At 58.5% G+C, this 15,767-nt stretch carries 11 protein-coding genes, 9 tRNA genes, 1 rRNA gene and 2 pseudogenes; all 23 read left to right on the top strand.

What is annotated here, in order from left to right; all coding sequences use genetic code 11:
- Window positions 1-228 (top strand): 23S ribosomal RNA (locus tag A9Z00_RS09655); the annotation flags it as partial.
- Between the two features lie 96 nt (window positions 229-324).
- Window positions 325-400 (top strand) — tRNA-Asn (locus tag A9Z00_RS09650).
- Between the two features lie 7 nt (window positions 401-407).
- Window positions 408-483, top strand: a tRNA-Thr gene (locus tag A9Z00_RS09645).
- A 24-nt stretch (window positions 484-507) separates the two neighbouring features.
- A tRNA-Glu gene (locus tag A9Z00_RS09640) sits at window positions 508-584 on the top strand.
- A 39-nt stretch (window positions 585-623) separates the two neighbouring features.
- A tRNA-Gln gene (locus tag A9Z00_RS09635) sits at window positions 624-698 on the top strand.
- Between the two features lie 7 nt (window positions 699-705).
- Window positions 706-781: transfer RNA gene (locus A9Z00_RS09630), tRNA-Lys, on the top strand.
- 9 nt (window positions 782-790) lie between these two features.
- Window positions 791-873 (top strand) — tRNA-Leu (locus A9Z00_RS09625).
- 142 nt (window positions 874-1,015) lie between these two features.
- Window positions 1,016-1,090: transfer RNA gene (locus A9Z00_RS09620), tRNA-Gly, on the top strand.
- Window positions 1,091-1,098: 8 nt separating this feature from the next.
- A tRNA-Arg gene (locus tag A9Z00_RS09615) sits at window positions 1,099-1,175 on the top strand.
- A gap of 6 nt (window positions 1,176-1,181) precedes the next feature.
- A tRNA-Gly gene (locus tag A9Z00_RS09610) sits at window positions 1,182-1,255 on the top strand.
- A gap of 527 nt (window positions 1,256-1,782) precedes the next feature.
- A complete protein-coding gene (gene ppc, locus A9Z00_RS09605) occupies window positions 1,783-4,593 on the top strand; it encodes a phosphoenolpyruvate carboxylase (RefSeq protein ID WP_296976433.1) in 2,811 nt (936 codons plus the stop codon).
- Between the two features lie 57 nt (window positions 4,594-4,650).
- Complete coding sequence (gene sigW / locus A9Z00_RS09600; protein WP_296976430.1) at window positions 4,651-5,217, top strand: RNA polymerase sigma factor SigW; 567 nt, start codon at window positions 4,651-4,653, stop codon at window positions 5,215-5,217.
- 112 nt (window positions 5,218-5,329) lie between these two features.
- Window positions 5,330-5,950, top strand: coding sequence for a zf-HC2 domain-containing protein (locus A9Z00_RS09595; RefSeq protein WP_296976429.1), 621 nt, complete (start codon window positions 5,330-5,332; stop codon window positions 5,948-5,950).
- Between the two features lie 139 nt (window positions 5,951-6,089).
- On the top strand, window positions 6,090-6,932 hold the full coding sequence (gene cdaA / locus A9Z00_RS09590; RefSeq protein WP_296976426.1) for a diadenylate cyclase CdaA: 843 nt from the start codon (window positions 6,090-6,092) through the stop codon (window positions 6,930-6,932).
- Window positions 6,925-8,169 carry a CdaR family protein gene (locus tag A9Z00_RS09585; protein ID WP_296976423.1) on the top strand — a complete coding sequence of 415 codons (1,245 nt, stop codon included), beginning with the start codon at window positions 6,925-6,927 and terminating at the stop codon, window positions 8,167-8,169. Before cdaA ends, A9Z00_RS09585 begins: the two co-directional genes overlap by 8 nt.
- A 49-nt stretch (window positions 8,170-8,218) precedes the next feature.
- Window positions 8,219-9,562 (top strand): phosphoglucosamine mutase, encoded by a 1,344-nt coding sequence (gene glmM, locus A9Z00_RS09580; protein WP_296976421.1) that lies wholly within the window; start codon window positions 8,219-8,221, stop codon window positions 9,560-9,562.
- Window positions 9,563-10,217: 655 nt separating this feature from the next.
- Window positions 10,218-12,050, top strand: coding sequence for a glutamine--fructose-6-phosphate transaminase (isomerizing) (gene glmS / locus A9Z00_RS09575; RefSeq protein WP_296976418.1), 1,833 nt, complete (start codon window positions 10,218-10,220; stop codon window positions 12,048-12,050).
- 600 nt (window positions 12,051-12,650) lie between these two features.
- Complete coding sequence (locus tag A9Z00_RS09570) at window positions 12,651-13,184, top strand: hypothetical protein (protein ID WP_296976416.1); 534 nt, start codon at window positions 12,651-12,653, stop codon at window positions 13,182-13,184.
- Between the two features lie 511 nt (window positions 13,185-13,695).
- Complete coding sequence (locus A9Z00_RS09565) at window positions 13,696-14,085, top strand: hypothetical protein (protein ID WP_296976413.1); 390 nt, start codon at window positions 13,696-13,698, stop codon at window positions 14,083-14,085.
- Between the two features lie 226 nt (window positions 14,086-14,311).
- The gene (locus tag A9Z00_RS09560) at window positions 14,312-14,809 is read left to right on the top strand and encodes a hypothetical protein (protein ID WP_296976411.1); all 498 of its coding nucleotides are present in this window, start codon (window positions 14,312-14,314) and stop codon (window positions 14,807-14,809) included.
- A gap of 63 nt (window positions 14,810-14,872) precedes the next feature.
- Window positions 14,873-15,043 (top strand): annotated as a pseudogene (locus A9Z00_RS15815) (putative iron-sulfur cluster-binding metallochaperone); the annotation flags it as partial.
- A gap of 45 nt (window positions 15,044-15,088) precedes the next feature.
- Window positions 15,089-15,339, top strand: a pseudogene (locus A9Z00_RS09555) (YnfA family protein); the annotation flags it as partial.
- 165 nt (window positions 15,340-15,504) lie between these two features.
- Window positions 15,505-15,767: ArsR/SmtB family transcription factor (locus tag A9Z00_RS09550; RefSeq protein WP_296976408.1), on the top strand; the 263-nt coding region annotated here is incomplete at its 3' end.

Below are 15,767 nucleotides of genomic sequence, written 5' to 3'. Positions count from 1 at the left end.
CGGACGTACCGCTGGTGTACCAGTTGTTCCGCCAGGAGCACCGCTGGGTAGCCAAGTACGGAAGGGATAAGCGCTGAAAGCATCTAAGCGCGAAGCCCCCCTCAAGATGAGATTTCCCACGGCGCAAGCCGGTAAGACCCCTGGAAGATGACCAGGTCGATAGGTTCGGGGTGGAAGCGCGGCAACGCGTGAAGCTGACGAATACTAATCGGTCGAGGGCTTATCCTGAACATCGGCTTTCGAAGAAAAAAATTCATTCGCATCCGGTTTTCAAGGTGCAAGTTTTGATGTATAATATAGGGCAGAGAAACCTGCACCGATCATTCCCCGATAGCTCAGCTGGTAGAGCATGCGGCTGTTAACCGCAGTGTCACAGGTTCGAGTCCTGTTCGGGGAGCCACTTTCGAGCTCTCATAGCTCAGCTGGTAGAGTGCATCCATGGTAAGGATGAGGTCACCGGTTCGAACCCGGTTGAGAGCTCCATCTTTTTTTCTCCTTCTCTTTTGTGGCCCGTTGGTGAAGTGGCTTAACACTCCGGTCTTTCACGCCGGCATTCAGGGGTTCGAATCCCCTACGGGTCACCAGCTTTTTTTTTGCCCCGCCGCATCAAGCGGCGTGTTCGCTGGGGATTCGCCAAGCGGTAAGGCAACGGACTTTGACTCCGTCATTCCCAGGTTCGAATCCTGGATCCCCAGCCATCTTCATGAGCCATTAGCTCAGCTGGAAGAGCACCTGACTTTTAATCAGGGTGTCGTAGGTTCGAGTCCTACATGGCTCACCATTTGCCCGTGCGCGTATGGCGGAATTGGCAGACGCACTGGATTTAGGTTCCAGCGGGCAACCGTGGGGGTTCAAGTCCCTCTACGCGCACCATTCGCTTCGAAGTTTGTCTGCGCAGACCGCGCGGCGATGTTGGCGAATGGCAGCGAGATTCCATTTGCATTCCGCCCGGAAACCTGCTATATTACTTCTTGCCGCCTTTCGTAAGCCAATTGCGCCGCACGGCACCATGCTTGCGGACGTGGCTCAGTGGTAGAGCATCGCCTTGCCAAGGCGAGGGTCGCGGGTTCGAGTCCCGTCGTCCGCTCCATGATCCATGTGCCCATAGCTCAGCTGGATAGAGCGTTTGACTACGAATCAAAAGGTCGGGAGTTCGAATCTCTCTGGGCACGCCATTCTAAGCGGGTGTAGTTCAATGGTAGAACTCCAGCCTTCCAAGCTGGCGGCGCGGGTTCGATTCCCGTCACCCGCTCCATGATCGAATCAAGAAAAATCCCTTGCGAAAGCAGGGGATTTTTCGTTATATGGCGGTCTCCGTTCCGCCTCCTTTGATCCTGTCCCCTCCGGGCCAGGATGCCCCCGTTCCGCCTTGTTCCTTTCGGAACAACGGGCGTCGCCTTTTTCCGTCCATGCGGAACCAATCCCCCGCGTTGCAACCGGAGTGCCCATTTCAACCCTATCCCCTTCGTTCAGCGGCATCGGCCGGCGAGGTTGCGTTCGTTCGCGTGCCTGTTGTTGCGTCAAACGGATCGATTGGAAGCTGCCCGATATCCGGTGCGGGTTTGTGAAGCGAAGGGGATAGGAGGGAAAAGAGACGAAAAGAGCTGCCCTGGCCGCGAGCGGGATATGGTCAAAAAACGTGGGGCATCGTGCAGGCAACATTTCGGCTGCGTGCCCGCGCGGGCTTCATCCGAGCCGTATTTTGTTGTATGATGGAGAAAGTGAATTTGATTCGGATGCTGCGCACGGAACGCAGCGCGCGTGAAAGTCAGGAGGAAGGGTATGTCCGATCAAGCCGCAACCCAAACGGCTGCGAGCAGCCGTCCCCAGGTCGGCAGCCAGCTTCGGCGGGATGTCCGCTACCTGGGCAACATACTGGGCGAAGTGCTCGTGCATCAGGGCGGCCAGCGGCTGCTCGAGGTGGTCGAGCGGATCCGCGAGATGAGCAAGACGCTGCGCGCCTCGTTCGACCCGAAGCTGCACGAGGAATTCAAGAAGCTCGTGGAATCGCTCGATCCGGAGATTCGGCATCAGGTGATCCGGGCCTTCGCGATTTATTTCCAGCTCGTCAACATCGCGGAGCAGGTTCACCGGATTCGCCGCAAGCGGGACTATGAGCGTTCGGCAGGCGTTGCCGTCCAGCCCGGGTCCATCGAGAGCGCGGTGAAGGAGCTGAAGGAGCGGGGAGTTCCGGTCGAGGTGGTCCGGGAACTGATCAACGGCCTCTCGCTCGAGCTCGTCATGACCGCGCATCCGACGGAGGCGACCCGGCGTGCGGTGCTGAACATCCATCAGCGGATTTCGAACGACGTGCTGGAGCTGGACAATCCGACGCTGACGCACCGCGAGCGCGAGCGCCTGCGGGACAAACTGCTGAACGAGGTGTTGACGCTCTGGCAGACGGACGAGCTCCGGAGCCGCAAGCCGACCGTGCTCGACGAGGTGCAGAACGGGCTGTTCTATTTCGACCAGACGCTGTTCGACGTGCTGCCGGACGTGTACGAAGAACTGGAGCGCTGTCTGGACAAATACTATCCGGGTGAACGCTGGCACGTGCCCACGTACCTCCGCTTCGGCTCGTGGATCGGCGGCGACCGGGACGGCAATCCGGGCTGCACGGCGGAGGTGACGTGGGAGACGTTCAACCGGCACCGCCAGCTCGCGGTCGCGAAGTACCGGACGGAGCTGCGCAAACTGATGTCGCTGCTCAGCTTCAGCACGACGATCGTGAAGGTGTCGGATGAACTGATCGAGTCGATCCGCAGCGATTGCGCGGCGATCGGTGATATCGCCAACATGGACCGCTGGCGCAACGACCGGGAGCCGTACCGGATCAAGGTCGGCTACATGCTGCAGAAGCTCGAGAACATGAAGCGCGACGATTTGAAGGGTACGCCGGCCCGCTACAACAGCGCCGACGAACTGAAGCGCGATCTGCAGATCATCGACCGGAGCCTGCGGTATCATTTCGCCGATTATGTCGCCGACACCCATATCCGCAAGCTGATCCGCCAGGTGGAGCTGTTCGGCTTCCATTTGACGACGCTCGACATCCGCCAGCACAGCAAGGAGCACGAGAGCGCGCTCGCCGAGATTCTCCGGAAGATGGGCATCGTGGAGGATTACGCCGCGCTCGACGAAGAGGAGAAGATCCGGCTGCTGGACCGGCTGCTGAACGATCCGCGGCCGCTGACGTCTCCGTATATCGAATATTCGGATTCGACCCGCGAGTGCCTCGACGTCTTCCACACGGTCTACCGCGCGCAGAAGGAATTCGGCACGGAATGCGCGCGCAGCTATCTGATCAGCATGACGCAGGGCGCGAGCGACGTGCTCGAGGTGCTGCTGTTCGCGAAGGAAGCGGGCCTGTTCCGCCGGGAGGAAGACGGAAGCTACGTCTGCACGCTGCAGCCGGTGCCGCTGTTCGAGACGATCGATGACCTGCACGCCGCGCCGAGCATCATGCGTCGCGTGTTCGAGCTGCCAATCTACCGTGCGTCCGTCCGGGCGATGGGCGAACTGCAGGAGATCATGCTCGGCTATTCGGACAGCAACAAGGACGGCGGCGTCGTGGCGGCCAACTGGGAGCTGCGCGTCGCGCTGAACGAGATCACGGAAGTGGGCAGGCAATTCGGCGTAAAGCTGAAGTTCTTCCACGGACGGGGAGGAGCCCTCGGCCGCGGCGGCATGCCGCTCAACTACAGCATTCTCGCGCAGCCGCCGCACACGATCGGAGGCGGCATCAAGATCACCGAGCAGGGCGAGGTGCTCTCGTCCCGCTACGCGATGCAGGGCATCGCCTACCGCAGCCTCGAGCAGGCGACGAGCGCGCTGATCACGGCGGCGCGGCTGGCGAAGTATCCGGAGGAGAGCAACGACCGTCATCCGGAATACGAGGCCATCGTGAAGGAGCTGTCGGAGCGGTCGCTGAAGAAGTACCAGGATCTCGTGTTCCGCGATCCGGATTTCCTGACGTTCTTCAAGGAGTCGACGCCGCTGAACGAGATCGGCGAGCTGAACATCGGTTCCCGCCCGGCGAAGCGGAAGAACAGCGAGCGGTTTGAGGATCTGCGCGCCATTCCGTGGGTGTTCGCCTGGACGCAGAGCCGTTTCCTGCTGCCGGCATGGTACGCGGCGGGCACGGCGATGGCGGAATATGTGAACGGCGACGAGGAGAAGCTGGAGAAGCTGCGCCGCGCCTACAGGGAATTTCCTTTCTTCCGCACGCTGGTCGACAATCTTCAGATGGCGCTCGCAAAAGCCGATATGCATATCGCGAAAGAATACGCCGGCATGATCAAGGATCCGGCCGTCCGGGATCGTATTTTCGGCATGATCGAACAGGAATACGAACTGACCACCGAGATGATTCTGCGCGTGACCGGCCAGAAGGACATCCTGGACAACGTGCCGGTCATTCAGGAATCGATCCGGCTGCGCAATCCGTACGTCGATCCGCTCAGCTACCTGCAGGTGCAGCTGCTCACCGAGCTGCGCGCGCTCCGCGCCCGCGGCGAGGACGACCCCAATCTGCTGCGCGAGGTGCTGCTCACGATCAACGGCATTGCGGCCGGTCTCCGGAACACGGGCTGACGGACCCGTAATGGGTGCTCCACGGAATGCCGGCTGGAAGGCGGGGAGCAGGAAAACGTGAAACCAATCGAGGCGCGCCTGGCTCGCCGGGCGCTGAAGGGCGACCATCAGGCGTTCGCCGAGATCGTCGCCCTCTATCAGGACAAGCTGTATCATTTGGCCTTCCGGATGCTGGGCAGCCGCCAGGAGGCGGAGGATGTGACGCAGGAGGCGTTTCTGCGCGTCTACCGCAATCTCGACCGGTACGACGAGGGCATGAAGTTCTCCACCTGGATTTACCGGATCGCGACGAACCTGTGCATCGACCGGCTGCGGAAGCGAAAGCAGACCTTTTCGCTCGACGCCGAATCCGCCGAGCACGAAGGGCTGGACGGCTACGCGTTCATTCCGGGCGACGATCGCACGCCGGAGAACGAGATGCTGCTCACCGAGACGCAGCGGATCGTCCGCGAAGCGATCGAGACGCTGCCGGCGAAGTACAAGTCCGTCATGGTGCTCCGCTATCTGCACGACCTGTCGCTGCAGGAGATCGGCGAAGTGCTCGACATGCCGGTGACCACGGTGAAGACGCGGGTGCACCGGGGAAGGGAGTTTCTCCGGAAGAAGCTGGAGCGCAAGTTATAGGCGGTTCCGGAATGCAGGCGGCGGACCGTATTTGAAACCTCGCCCGCGCCGAAACGTATTGTATAAAAAGGATCAGGCTACACGCGTGGTACTCGGAAGGAAGGGACTGGCCATGAATTGCGCGCAAGCCTCCAGACTCATGCACGAGTATTTCGACGGCGATCTGGCGCAAGCGGAAGCGGCCAGGCTGAAGGCGCATCTGGACGGTTGTCCGGAATGCCGGGAACGGTTTGCGGGCTATGAGCGCACGGAGGCTTTTCTGCATATGGCGCTGGCCGCGCCGGTCGGACGCGACGCCCCGGACCGGGCGGCGCTGACCGAGCGCATTATGGGGAGCCTCCCCGTCCGGCGCAGACGGACGTTTGTCCGCTGGCTGCGGCAATACCCCGGCGTCACGGTGGCAGCCATGCTCGGCCTCGTCCTGCTGGCCGGCTTCATCGCCTCGTGGGAGCAGGACAAAGTACTGGTCGTCAGGGGCAGCGACCTGTCGCAGATCGTGATCGAAGGAAACCGGGTGGTCGTGCCGGAAGGCGCGCTCGTCAACGGGGATCTGGTCGTCGAGAACGGCGAGGCGGTCGTGAACGGCGAAATTCGCGGCAATCTGACGGTCATCGACGGAACGGTCAACATGGCTTCGACGGCGAAGGTGATCGGCGAAGCGCGGGAAATCAACCAGGCGATCGACTGGCTCTGGTACAAGCTGAGAAGCGCCGTCATCGGTCTCGCATCGTGACGGGACAGGGAAGCGCCCTCCTCGCCGGAGGGTACTTTTTTTGACATAATGAAGGATTTCCGGCGCGCGATCTAGAAATCCTATAAGTTGAGGCAGATGATCGGGGCGGGACCGGGTACGGTTCGCAGGGGGCGGATCCGTGAGTTATTTTCAGGACATGACGTGGAACGACTGGCTGAAGGACATCATCGACATCGCCATCGTCAGCTTTATCATCTACCAGCTCATCATGATCGTGCGCGGTACGCGGGCCGTCCAGCTCTTGAAAGGCATTCTCGTCCTCGTCGCGACGTGGGCGGTCAGCACCTGGTTCAACCTGTACACGCTGAAATGGCTCATGAACCAAATCTTCACGTTCGGGATCATCTCCGTGATGATCATCTTCCAGCCGGAGCTGCGCCGGGCGCTCGAACAGCTTGGCAGGGGAAGAATCTTCCAGCGCTCGATGCTCGCCAACGTCAACAAAGAGGTCAAGGATCACATCGGCGAAGTAATTAAGGCCGTTAATGCTTTGGCACGTCGAAAGATCGGGGCGTTAATCGTCTTCGAGCGCGAGACCGGGCTGATCGAGTACATCGAGTCCGGCACGGCGCTGGATGCGCGGATCAGCTCGGAGTTGCTGATCAACCTGTTCACGCCGAACACGCCGCTGCACGACGGCGCCGTCATCATCCGGGGCGGACAGGTGGCGGCGGCCGGCTGCTATCTTCCCCTTTCGGAAAATCCGTTCATCAGCAAGGAGCTCGGAACCCGGCACCGCGCCGCGATCGGCGTGACGGAGGTGACCGACGCCCTTGCGATCATCGTATCCGAGGAGACGGGACAAGTCTCGCTCGCGTCCGACGGCATGATCGTCCGGGACATCAACGAGGAGTCGCTGATCTCCAAGCTGTTCCAGGAGCTGACGCCGCGCCAGACGGTGGAGAAGCGCCGTTCGAAGTTCGCCTTCTGGAACCGGAAGGAGGATTCTTCGAATGGATAAATGGCTCAGCCACCCGACGTCGTTGAAGATCCTCTCGGTCGTGATCGCGATTCTGCTGTTCGCCGTCGTTCATTTCGACCCCGAACTGTCGCCGAACCAGGTCGCGTCGACGATCGATACGCGCGAATTCACGGCGGTGAAGGTCGGCGCGCGCGGCCTTGATCCGGACACGCAGCATCTCCGTTCGATCGAGCCGAGCACCGTGCAGATGCTCGTCGAAGGGCGGCTTGCCGACCTCGTGGCGACGGTTCCCGAGGTGTGGGTGGATGTGACGGGGTTGGGCGAGGGCGTGCACGAACTCGTCGTCCGGTACGACATTCCGGGACGCGTCACGCTGCGCAGCATCACGCCGTCGCGGGTCAAGGTCGACATCGTGCCGGTGCAGACGAAGGAATTTGAGGCGATCATCCGCACGGAGGGGACGCCCGCAAACGGCTACAAGGTCGCCGATCCGATCGTGAAGCCGAACAACCGGGTGTTCGTGCGGATGCCGAAGGATCAGCTGGACGCCGTCGCCTATGTCGGCGCGGTCATCAACGTCGAAGGCGTCGAATCGAATGTGGTGGAACAGAAGGTGCGGCTTGCCGCATACGATGTGAACGGCAACGAGATCGAAGGCGCCGTGCTGAATCCGAGCGTGGTCGAGGTGGAAGTGCCGATCACGAAGCCGTTCAAGAAGCTGCCGCTCGAGATCCAGTTTACGGGACGGCTGCCGATCGGCATGAGCATCGCGTCGTTCAAGCCGTCCACGGACACGGTCACGGTGTACGGTCCGCAGGACGTGCTGGACGAGATGGAGTTCTATGACGAGGTGTATCTCAATCTGTCGACGGTGCAGCGGTCGGGCACGTATACGCTGAATCTCGCCCCGACCGGCGAACTGGCGCAGATCGAGCCGAAGCAGATCGACGTCGAGATCGAGCTCGAGCCGTCCGAGACGATCACGCTGCCGCAGATTCCCGTCACGATGTCCGGCCTTTCCGAAGGGATGAAGGCGCGGTTCATCGTGCCGGAGAGCGGCACCGTCGATTTGAACGTGACGGGTGCGCCGAGCGTGCTGGCGGATCTGACGGCGAAGGACGTGCAGGTGATTGCCGATCTGAACGGGCTGCCGCCGGGCACGCACATGGTCGTGCTGGATGTGCATCTGCCGCCGTTCGTCGCGCAGTCGTTCCCGCAGCGGCTGACGGCGACCGTGCAGATCACCGACGGCACGGAAGAAGGAGCCTCCGGATGATGTTTCCGGACGGCCGGCATGATCAGGAGAAGGAGACGGGGACGAACCGATGGGGAAATATTTCGGTACTGACGGCGTCCGCGGCGTCGCGAACCGCGAGCTGACGCCCGAACTCGCGTACAGGATCGGACGCTGCGGCGGCTATGTGCTCGCGGGCCGGGCGGCGAGGCCCAAAGTGGTCATCGGCATGGACACGCGCATTTCGGGCCCGATGCTCGAGGCCGCGCTGACCGCGGGGCTGACCTCGATCGGCGCGGACGTCATCCGGCTCGGCGTCGTGACGACGCCGGCCGTAGCATTTTTGACGCGGGAGCTCGGCGCCGACGCGGGCGTCATGATCTCGGCGTCGCACAACCCGGTCGAGGACAACGGCATCAAGTTCTTCGGCGCGGACGGCTTCAAGCTGTCCGACGAGACGGAGCTCGAGATCGAGCGGCTGATCGACGCCGAGCGGGACGAACTGCCCCGTCCGGAAGGCGGCGGCATCGGCACGGTGAAGACGGACGAAGCGGCGAAGTACCGCTATCTCGAATATCTGAAGACGACGGTGAAGCACTCGTTCCAGGGGCTGCGCATCGTCATGGACTGCGCGCACGGCGCGGCGTACGAGCTGGCGCCGCGCGTCTTCCGCGAGCTCGGGGCCGAAGTGATCGCGGTCGGCGCTTCGCCCGACGGGCTCAACATCAACGACGGCGTCGGCTCGACGCATCCGGAGCATCTGATCGCCCAGGTGAAGGCGCACGGCGCCGATTTCGGGCTGTCCTACGACGGCGACGCGGACCGGCTGATCGCGGTCGACGAGACCGGCGGCGTCGTCGACGGCGACCATGTGCTGCTCATCTGCGGCGAGGCGATGCGGAAGGCCGGAAGGCTCAAGGGCGACACGATCGTCACGACCGTGATGGCGAACATCGGGTTCTTCAAGGCGGCCGAATCGCTCGGGCTGAAGACGGTCCGCACGGCGGTCGGCGACCGGTACGTGATGGAGGAGATGCGGCGCGGCGGGTTCAACCTGGGCGGGGAGCAGTCCGGGCATGTCATTTTCCTCGATTACAATACGACGGGGGACGGCATCCTCACCTCGCTGCAGCTCGTCGACACGCTGATCGCCTCCGGCAGGAAGCTGAGCGAGCTGAAGACGATCATGCGGAAGTACCCGCAGGTGCTCGTCAACGTGCGGGTCGCGGACAAGAGCCGGTTCAAGGATAACGAGGCGATTGCGCGGGCGATCGCGGAGGCCGAGGCGGAACTCGGCGACAACGGGCGGGTGCTCGTGCGCCCGTCGGGCACGGAATCGCTGATCCGCGTCATGGCGGAAGGGCCGGACGAGGCGCAGGTGACCGCCCATGTCGAGCGGATCGCGGCCGTGGTGAAAGCGGAACTGGGATCGTGAGCACGGAACCGGGATCGGGAAGGCGGTACCGGATAGGAAGCAGGACGAAGGCGGCCGGGACTCCCCGCGGGGTCGGACGGCCGCCTTTCTTTGCGAAGATCGGCGAATTCGCAGGCGTTCGCAGCGCTTCGACAATTCTAGCCGTTGCAAGTTGTCATGAAAATGCATATGATAGGGGATATAATTCGGGACAGAAAGGAGGGCAGCGGGTCTCATTTTCACGCAAGCGCCAGAACTTGCGGCCCGCGTGGAGGCCGGACGTCCGCACCGTCCGGGGCCGGAGGCCCGGCATGGACGCGGAAGCCGGCGCGCCCGCGAGGCGGCAAGTTGACGAGGCGGGGGTGTTCGAAGTTTTCGGCGGGGACCCTCCGGCTGCATCCGCTCCAGCCGTCAAGCCGGGAAGGAAAACGACCGGGCGACCGGTCCGACAAGGGCCCGGCGGAGCGGAATTCGCTGACGGCGGCCCGGACACCGGGCATCGCCTGACGGCGATCCGGAAGCAGGCATTCATGCCGATCATCCCTGAATGCCCCGTTGCCGGTTCGACATGGGGCATGGGCATCACAATCGCATATCGACGATCGACGCACATGCACATGCGTTCCGGCCTGTCCGCGGGGGTTCGGGGGAACCGACTGGGCGGAGGTACGAACGAATGTGCGGAATTGTAGGATATATCGGTAACCGGAATTCGCAGGAGATCCTGATCGGGGGTTTGAAGAAGCTCGAGTACCGGGGGTACGATTCGGCTGGCATCGCCGTCCACACCGGTGAACGGCTGGAGATCCGCAAGGCGAAGGGCCGCCTCTCCGTGCTGGAGGAGCGGCTGAAGGAAGCGCCGGTCGCGGGCACGGTCGGCATCGGGCATACGCGCTGGGCGACGCACGGCAAGCCGTCGGACATCAATTCCCACCCGCATACGGACAACTCGCGCAAATTCACGGTCGTCCACAACGGCATCATCGAAAATTATCTCGAGCTGCGCGAGGAACTGTCGATCGCCGGGCACACGTTCGTGTCGGAGACGGACACGGAGGTCGTGTCGCACCTGATCGCGGACGAGTACGACGGCGACATCGTGACGGCGGTGCAGCGGGCGGTGAAGCGGATGCGCGGCGCGTTTGCGCTCGGCGTCCTGACGGAATACGAGCCGGATAAGCTCATCGCGGTACGCTATGCGAGTCCGCTCATCATCGGCATCGGCAAGGGCGAGTTCTTCATCGCGTCGGACATTCCGGCGATTCTCGAGCACACGCGCGACGTCTACATCCTCGAGGACGGCGAGATGGCCGTGCTGACGCGGACCGGGGTCGAGGTGATGACGACCGACGGGCGGCCCGTCGCGAAGAGCGTCTTCCACGTCGATTGGGATCTGATGACGGCGGAGAAGGGCGGCTTCGAGCATTTCATGCTGAAGGAGATCCACGAGCAGCCCAAGGCGTACCGCGACACGATGGGATCGCGCATTTCGCCGGACGGCCGCCGGGTCGTGCTGCCCGAGCTTGGCCTCACGCCGGACGATATCCGGGGGATCCGCCGGATTCATGTCGTCGCCTGCGGAACCGCGCTGCACGCGGGCCTCGTCGGCAAGCACGTCATCGAGAGCCTCGCGCGCATTCCGGTGGAGGCGGACATCGCCTCCGAATACCGATACCGCAATCCGATTATCACGCCGGACACGCTGGTGATCGTCGTCAGCCAGTCCGGCGAGACGGCCGACACGCTGGCCGCGCTGCGCGAGGCGAAGCGCGCGGGCGCGCGCGTGCTGGCCATCACGAACGTCGTCGGCAGCTCCGTCGCCCGCGAGGCGGATGACGTGATCATCACCTGGGCGGGGCCGGAGATCGCCGTCGCGTCGACGAAGGCGTACACGACGCAGCTCATCGCGTTCTATCTGCTCGGCCTGCATTTCGCGCAGACGCTGGGTACGAAGGACGAGGCGTTCGTCGCGTCGGTCATCGCCGCGATGAAGGAGCTCCCCGCGCAGGTGGAGGAGATTCTCGAACAATCCGCGGCGCTGAAGCGAATCGCGGAGTCGTTCGCCAAGCACAGCAGCCTGTTCTTCATCGGCCGCGGCGTCGACTGGGCCGTCGCGCAGGAAGGCTCGCTCAAGCTGAAGGAGATCTCGTACATCCATTCGGAGGCGTACGCGGCCGGCGAGCTGAAGCACGGCACCCTGGCGCTGATCGAGGAAGGGACGCCGGTCATCGCGCTCGTGACGCAGGAGGAACTGTACGAGAAGACGCTGAGCAACATCAAGGAAGTGAAGGCGCGCGGCGCCCGGGTGTTCGCGCTCGTGAACCGGAGCATCCGGGACGAGGTCGCGAAGTCGGTCGACGAATTGTTCGCGATCCCGGACACGCTGCCGCTGCTGACGCCCGCGCTCGCGGTCGTGCCGCTGCAGCTCATCGCGTATTACGCGTCGCTTGCGCTCGGCCACGACGTCGACAAGCCGCGGAACCTGGCGAAGAGCGTGACGGTGGAGTAAGGCGGAGAGCCGGCCACGACTGTTTGTAGACAGCTAATAAATCCCGTCCAGGGAAAATAAAAACTGTCCAGAGATAATAAAAAGTGTCCAAGAAGCCGAGCGTGGTAGGGGTTTGCCCTGATCCATGCTGGGCTTTTCTGTTGATAGGGGGACAGGGTATAGGGTAGAAAGGGTTGAGGGATCAGGTTTTGTCCCAATATACCCATCCCTTTTTCCTCTCCCCTTACCCCTGCTCCCTATCCCCTCAAATTATTTCCCTGGACATTTCCCAACGTTCCATTTCCCTTATCCCTTCCCCTTAATTCCCTAAATTCTTCCAATTTTGCGGACACTTTTTATGTTCCTGGTATTTTGTTCCAACTGGTTCCTCGAAGCTTGAAAACCCTTGCGGTTCTAGGGAAGAGAGGGGTTGAGGGGAGAGGGGTGGGATGGACATGAATTATTTTCTCTTGACATAGTAGGGAATTCAAAATGGGATGATCGGACTCCTGCGGTTGGTTTTCTAAAGTGGACAGGGGAAAGGAACTGTCAGAGATGCAACTTCAGAGAAGATGTCGCAGTCTAATATTATAAATAAGCGGTCATTAGGAAGGGATCCAAATGAAAGGAAGACAATGGTTTTGGGGTGCCGTTTGCCTTGGAATTTTCGTTCTGGCGACGGCTTGCGTAGAGGTAAACGCCAGTCAGTCACCAGAACGTACATCGGAGGAAATCCCAGGCGTACAGGTCAATCATTCAGCCAATGTTCAGCAATCAGAAGAAACCGAAGATGGTGGCATGGATTTGATCAGCAGCTATTTGCGGCAAGCGGACAGTTCCGAGCAGTTCCTGAAAAATTTCGCAAAGGCTTTAAAAGCACGAAACGGTGCGGTTGCCCGTTTGTTTTTAACACCTGAATTACGTCATGAAATCAAACCACGGGTAATCGGCGTATCTACGCCACTGAAAAATATCGATATCAATCACATTGATTCCAACCAGTATCAATTAACGGCTTATTTTTCCCCGTATGGCGAAAAACCAGAACAATTAGCCTTTCAGTGGAGGGTAGCAGTGGAACCTGAAAGTTCAGACGGTACATATTTCATAACCAGCCTGGTACGTCTGAAAGATGTAACGAATAATGCTTGGTAAGTCGCCTTGATTAAAATTCAGATCATAGGTCAGTTCTTTATTCATCGAGTAGAAAGTAAAAACGTAACTGTCGGATCTTGAGAAACGGCAAAAGAAGATGCTCTAACGACGGTTGAAAAATAACCCATCTAACGTTTATCTACGGGGAATCAACCACCGTTTTTTATTGTTTTGTTGCATGTGTATCGTGGCAATGATTATCCATCAAGGGAACAGAAGTTGACCTGTAGAACATGATCGGCTGTTCCCCACGCCGCTGACATGTCGGCAGTGAAGACTAGCTGGCTGATTCTCTGCTGGAAAGCGGTTGAAAGATAGATGGACTGTTACGCTCCGACGAACCGTGAGGGAACGATGAATTCGAGTTACCCGAATGTCTTTTAAAAGTATTAGGTCACGCAGTGGTTCTGAACTAACGGGCAGGTTAGTGTTAATGGACTGTGAGTATTAATAGAAAGTTCAGAAACAAAATTAATAATTGGAACGTCCTTTAAGCAAAGGGGGAACGATAATGCGAATCCTTGTTTTCTTATTGGCTGGATTATTAATACTTACGGGATGCAATCAATTCAAAGTAACAGATTATGAACAATCAACTGCAACAGTTACTGCAAGTGAAATCCTTACAAATAACCCTAATGCCGATATTTTTCAACTCGAAGGGACCATTTACAGTAATGCCAGTAATATTGATTGGGTACAAAAACAAGAATTATCTATCGGAACAAAGATTGGAACGATTACAAAACAATATAAAGACGGATTAACTTTTGAAGACGGTATGGCAACTAAACTCCCTGTTGGAGCGGAGATTTTTGAGCCGACGGAAAAAAAGGGACTGATTTTAATTGTGAAATTTGATAATAAGGAAATAAGATACCTTGGTTTAATCGAGGGTTGATTACGCTGACGGGAAACGTATACTGACGGGAAACGGTAGTAAAAAACGGCGGCGGCATGTTCAATAGGACATAACGGGCCGTTGTGGCTGTGAGGTCAACAACCCCTAGAGGGCTTGTTGCATGGGGAACGAGGCGGCATTTATTCGACAGGAGAATAGGACTGATTCAGTTGAATGGGACTGATTTATGAAAAAACCAGTTTACAGATGTGAAGGGAGCTGGAGCATGGAGTTACCGAACTCGAAAATGTGGACGCTAACCCACATGATTTCAAGGAAAATCATTACTGCATCGGTTTCGGGTTCCTTGTTTGCCGTTTTATTGGGATTGATTAATCCATTTGGTGGTACGATCACATCTTTCAAACATTATTTATTGACTTTTGTATTGGCGACACCTGTTTATCTAATGTACAGTTTTCCCTTCATTATCGTTTATGGGGTTCTTGCTTCCATCATCAGTGATAAACTCAGCAGATGGATTTCGGCAAAGTTGGGTGCAGAAAAATTTGAAATCATGATTTCGGCTGTTTTACACCTTGTTTTTGGCCTTATATTGCGTTGGTATAGTCTGGGGGCATCTCTGTTGTTTTTTATTACGGACAGGTTGTTGAAAAAGAATAATCGAGAATATAAGTTGAAGCAAGCCATGAAGAGTTTGGCCATTCCATTTGCTGTATGGCTGATTTTTATAGGCATGGTCTGGATCGAGCATATTTTGTAGTCATTATAATAAAAGTTTGAGACGTCTCTTTAATGAAAAAGAGTCGAGTATTCATGGTAATCGGACTGGACGAGGAAACGCATCATGCAAGCGGTTCGGCAAGGCGGAGATCCGCTGGCGGAAATCAAAGCCCATGTCCAGGCAGGGCGTTGCGGTTGTGAAGTGAACAACCCCCAGGGGGCTTGTTGCATGGGGAACGTGGCGGCGTTTATTCGACAGGTGAACGGGAACTGACCTGTTGAAATTTAAGCGGTCGTGATAGCAAAAGGGGGGGGAACCATGGCAAAGGCGATTGTTTTGTTTCTGGCGGCAGGGTTGGCGGAAATCGGGGGCGGATATTTCGTTTGGCTGTGGCTGAGGGGATCCATACCGATGTGGATCGGCGTGCTGGGAGGGTTTTGTATGGGATCATTCCCACCCTGCAAAGCTTCCCGAACTTTGGCCGTGTATATGCCGCCTACGGCGGGGTCTTTATTATTTTGGCGGCCTTCTGGGGATGGTTCGTGGACAGGAAAACGCCTGATCTTTACGGCTGGATCGGGGTGGCCATTTGCCTGGCGGGAGTTTCCGTCATGTTGTGGACTCCGCGATCTTGATCCGAAGGGAACAATTTGCATTTCCAAATCAGAATCAAATTTATTTTGCATAACCATATAGTTATATGGTAAATTTATTATGAAGGAAGGTGAAGGGATGTGGACATCGAAAAATTGGCGGAGATGCTGAAAGCATTGGCCGATCCCACCCGCTTGAAAATGCTCGCCATACTCCAGCATCGGGATTGCTGTGTATGCGAATTCGTTCCTGTGTTCACGATCTCCCAGCCAGCGGTTTCCAAACATTTAAGCCGATTGAAAACGGCGGGGTTGGTCAAGGAGAGCCGCAAAGGGCAGTGGGTGTTTTACTCGCTGAACCGTGAAGTTCTTGAACAGGTTGGATTGGCATTGCGGCAGTTGCC

Origin of the sequence: Thermobacillus sp. ZCTH02-B1, from assembly GCF_002159085.1 — a bacterium.
Classification (GTDB): Bacteria; Bacillota; Bacilli; order Paenibacillales; family Paenibacillaceae; genus Thermobacillus.
Note: the sequence above shows the minus strand (reverse complement) of the source record. Positions and strands in the feature narration are given on the sequence as shown.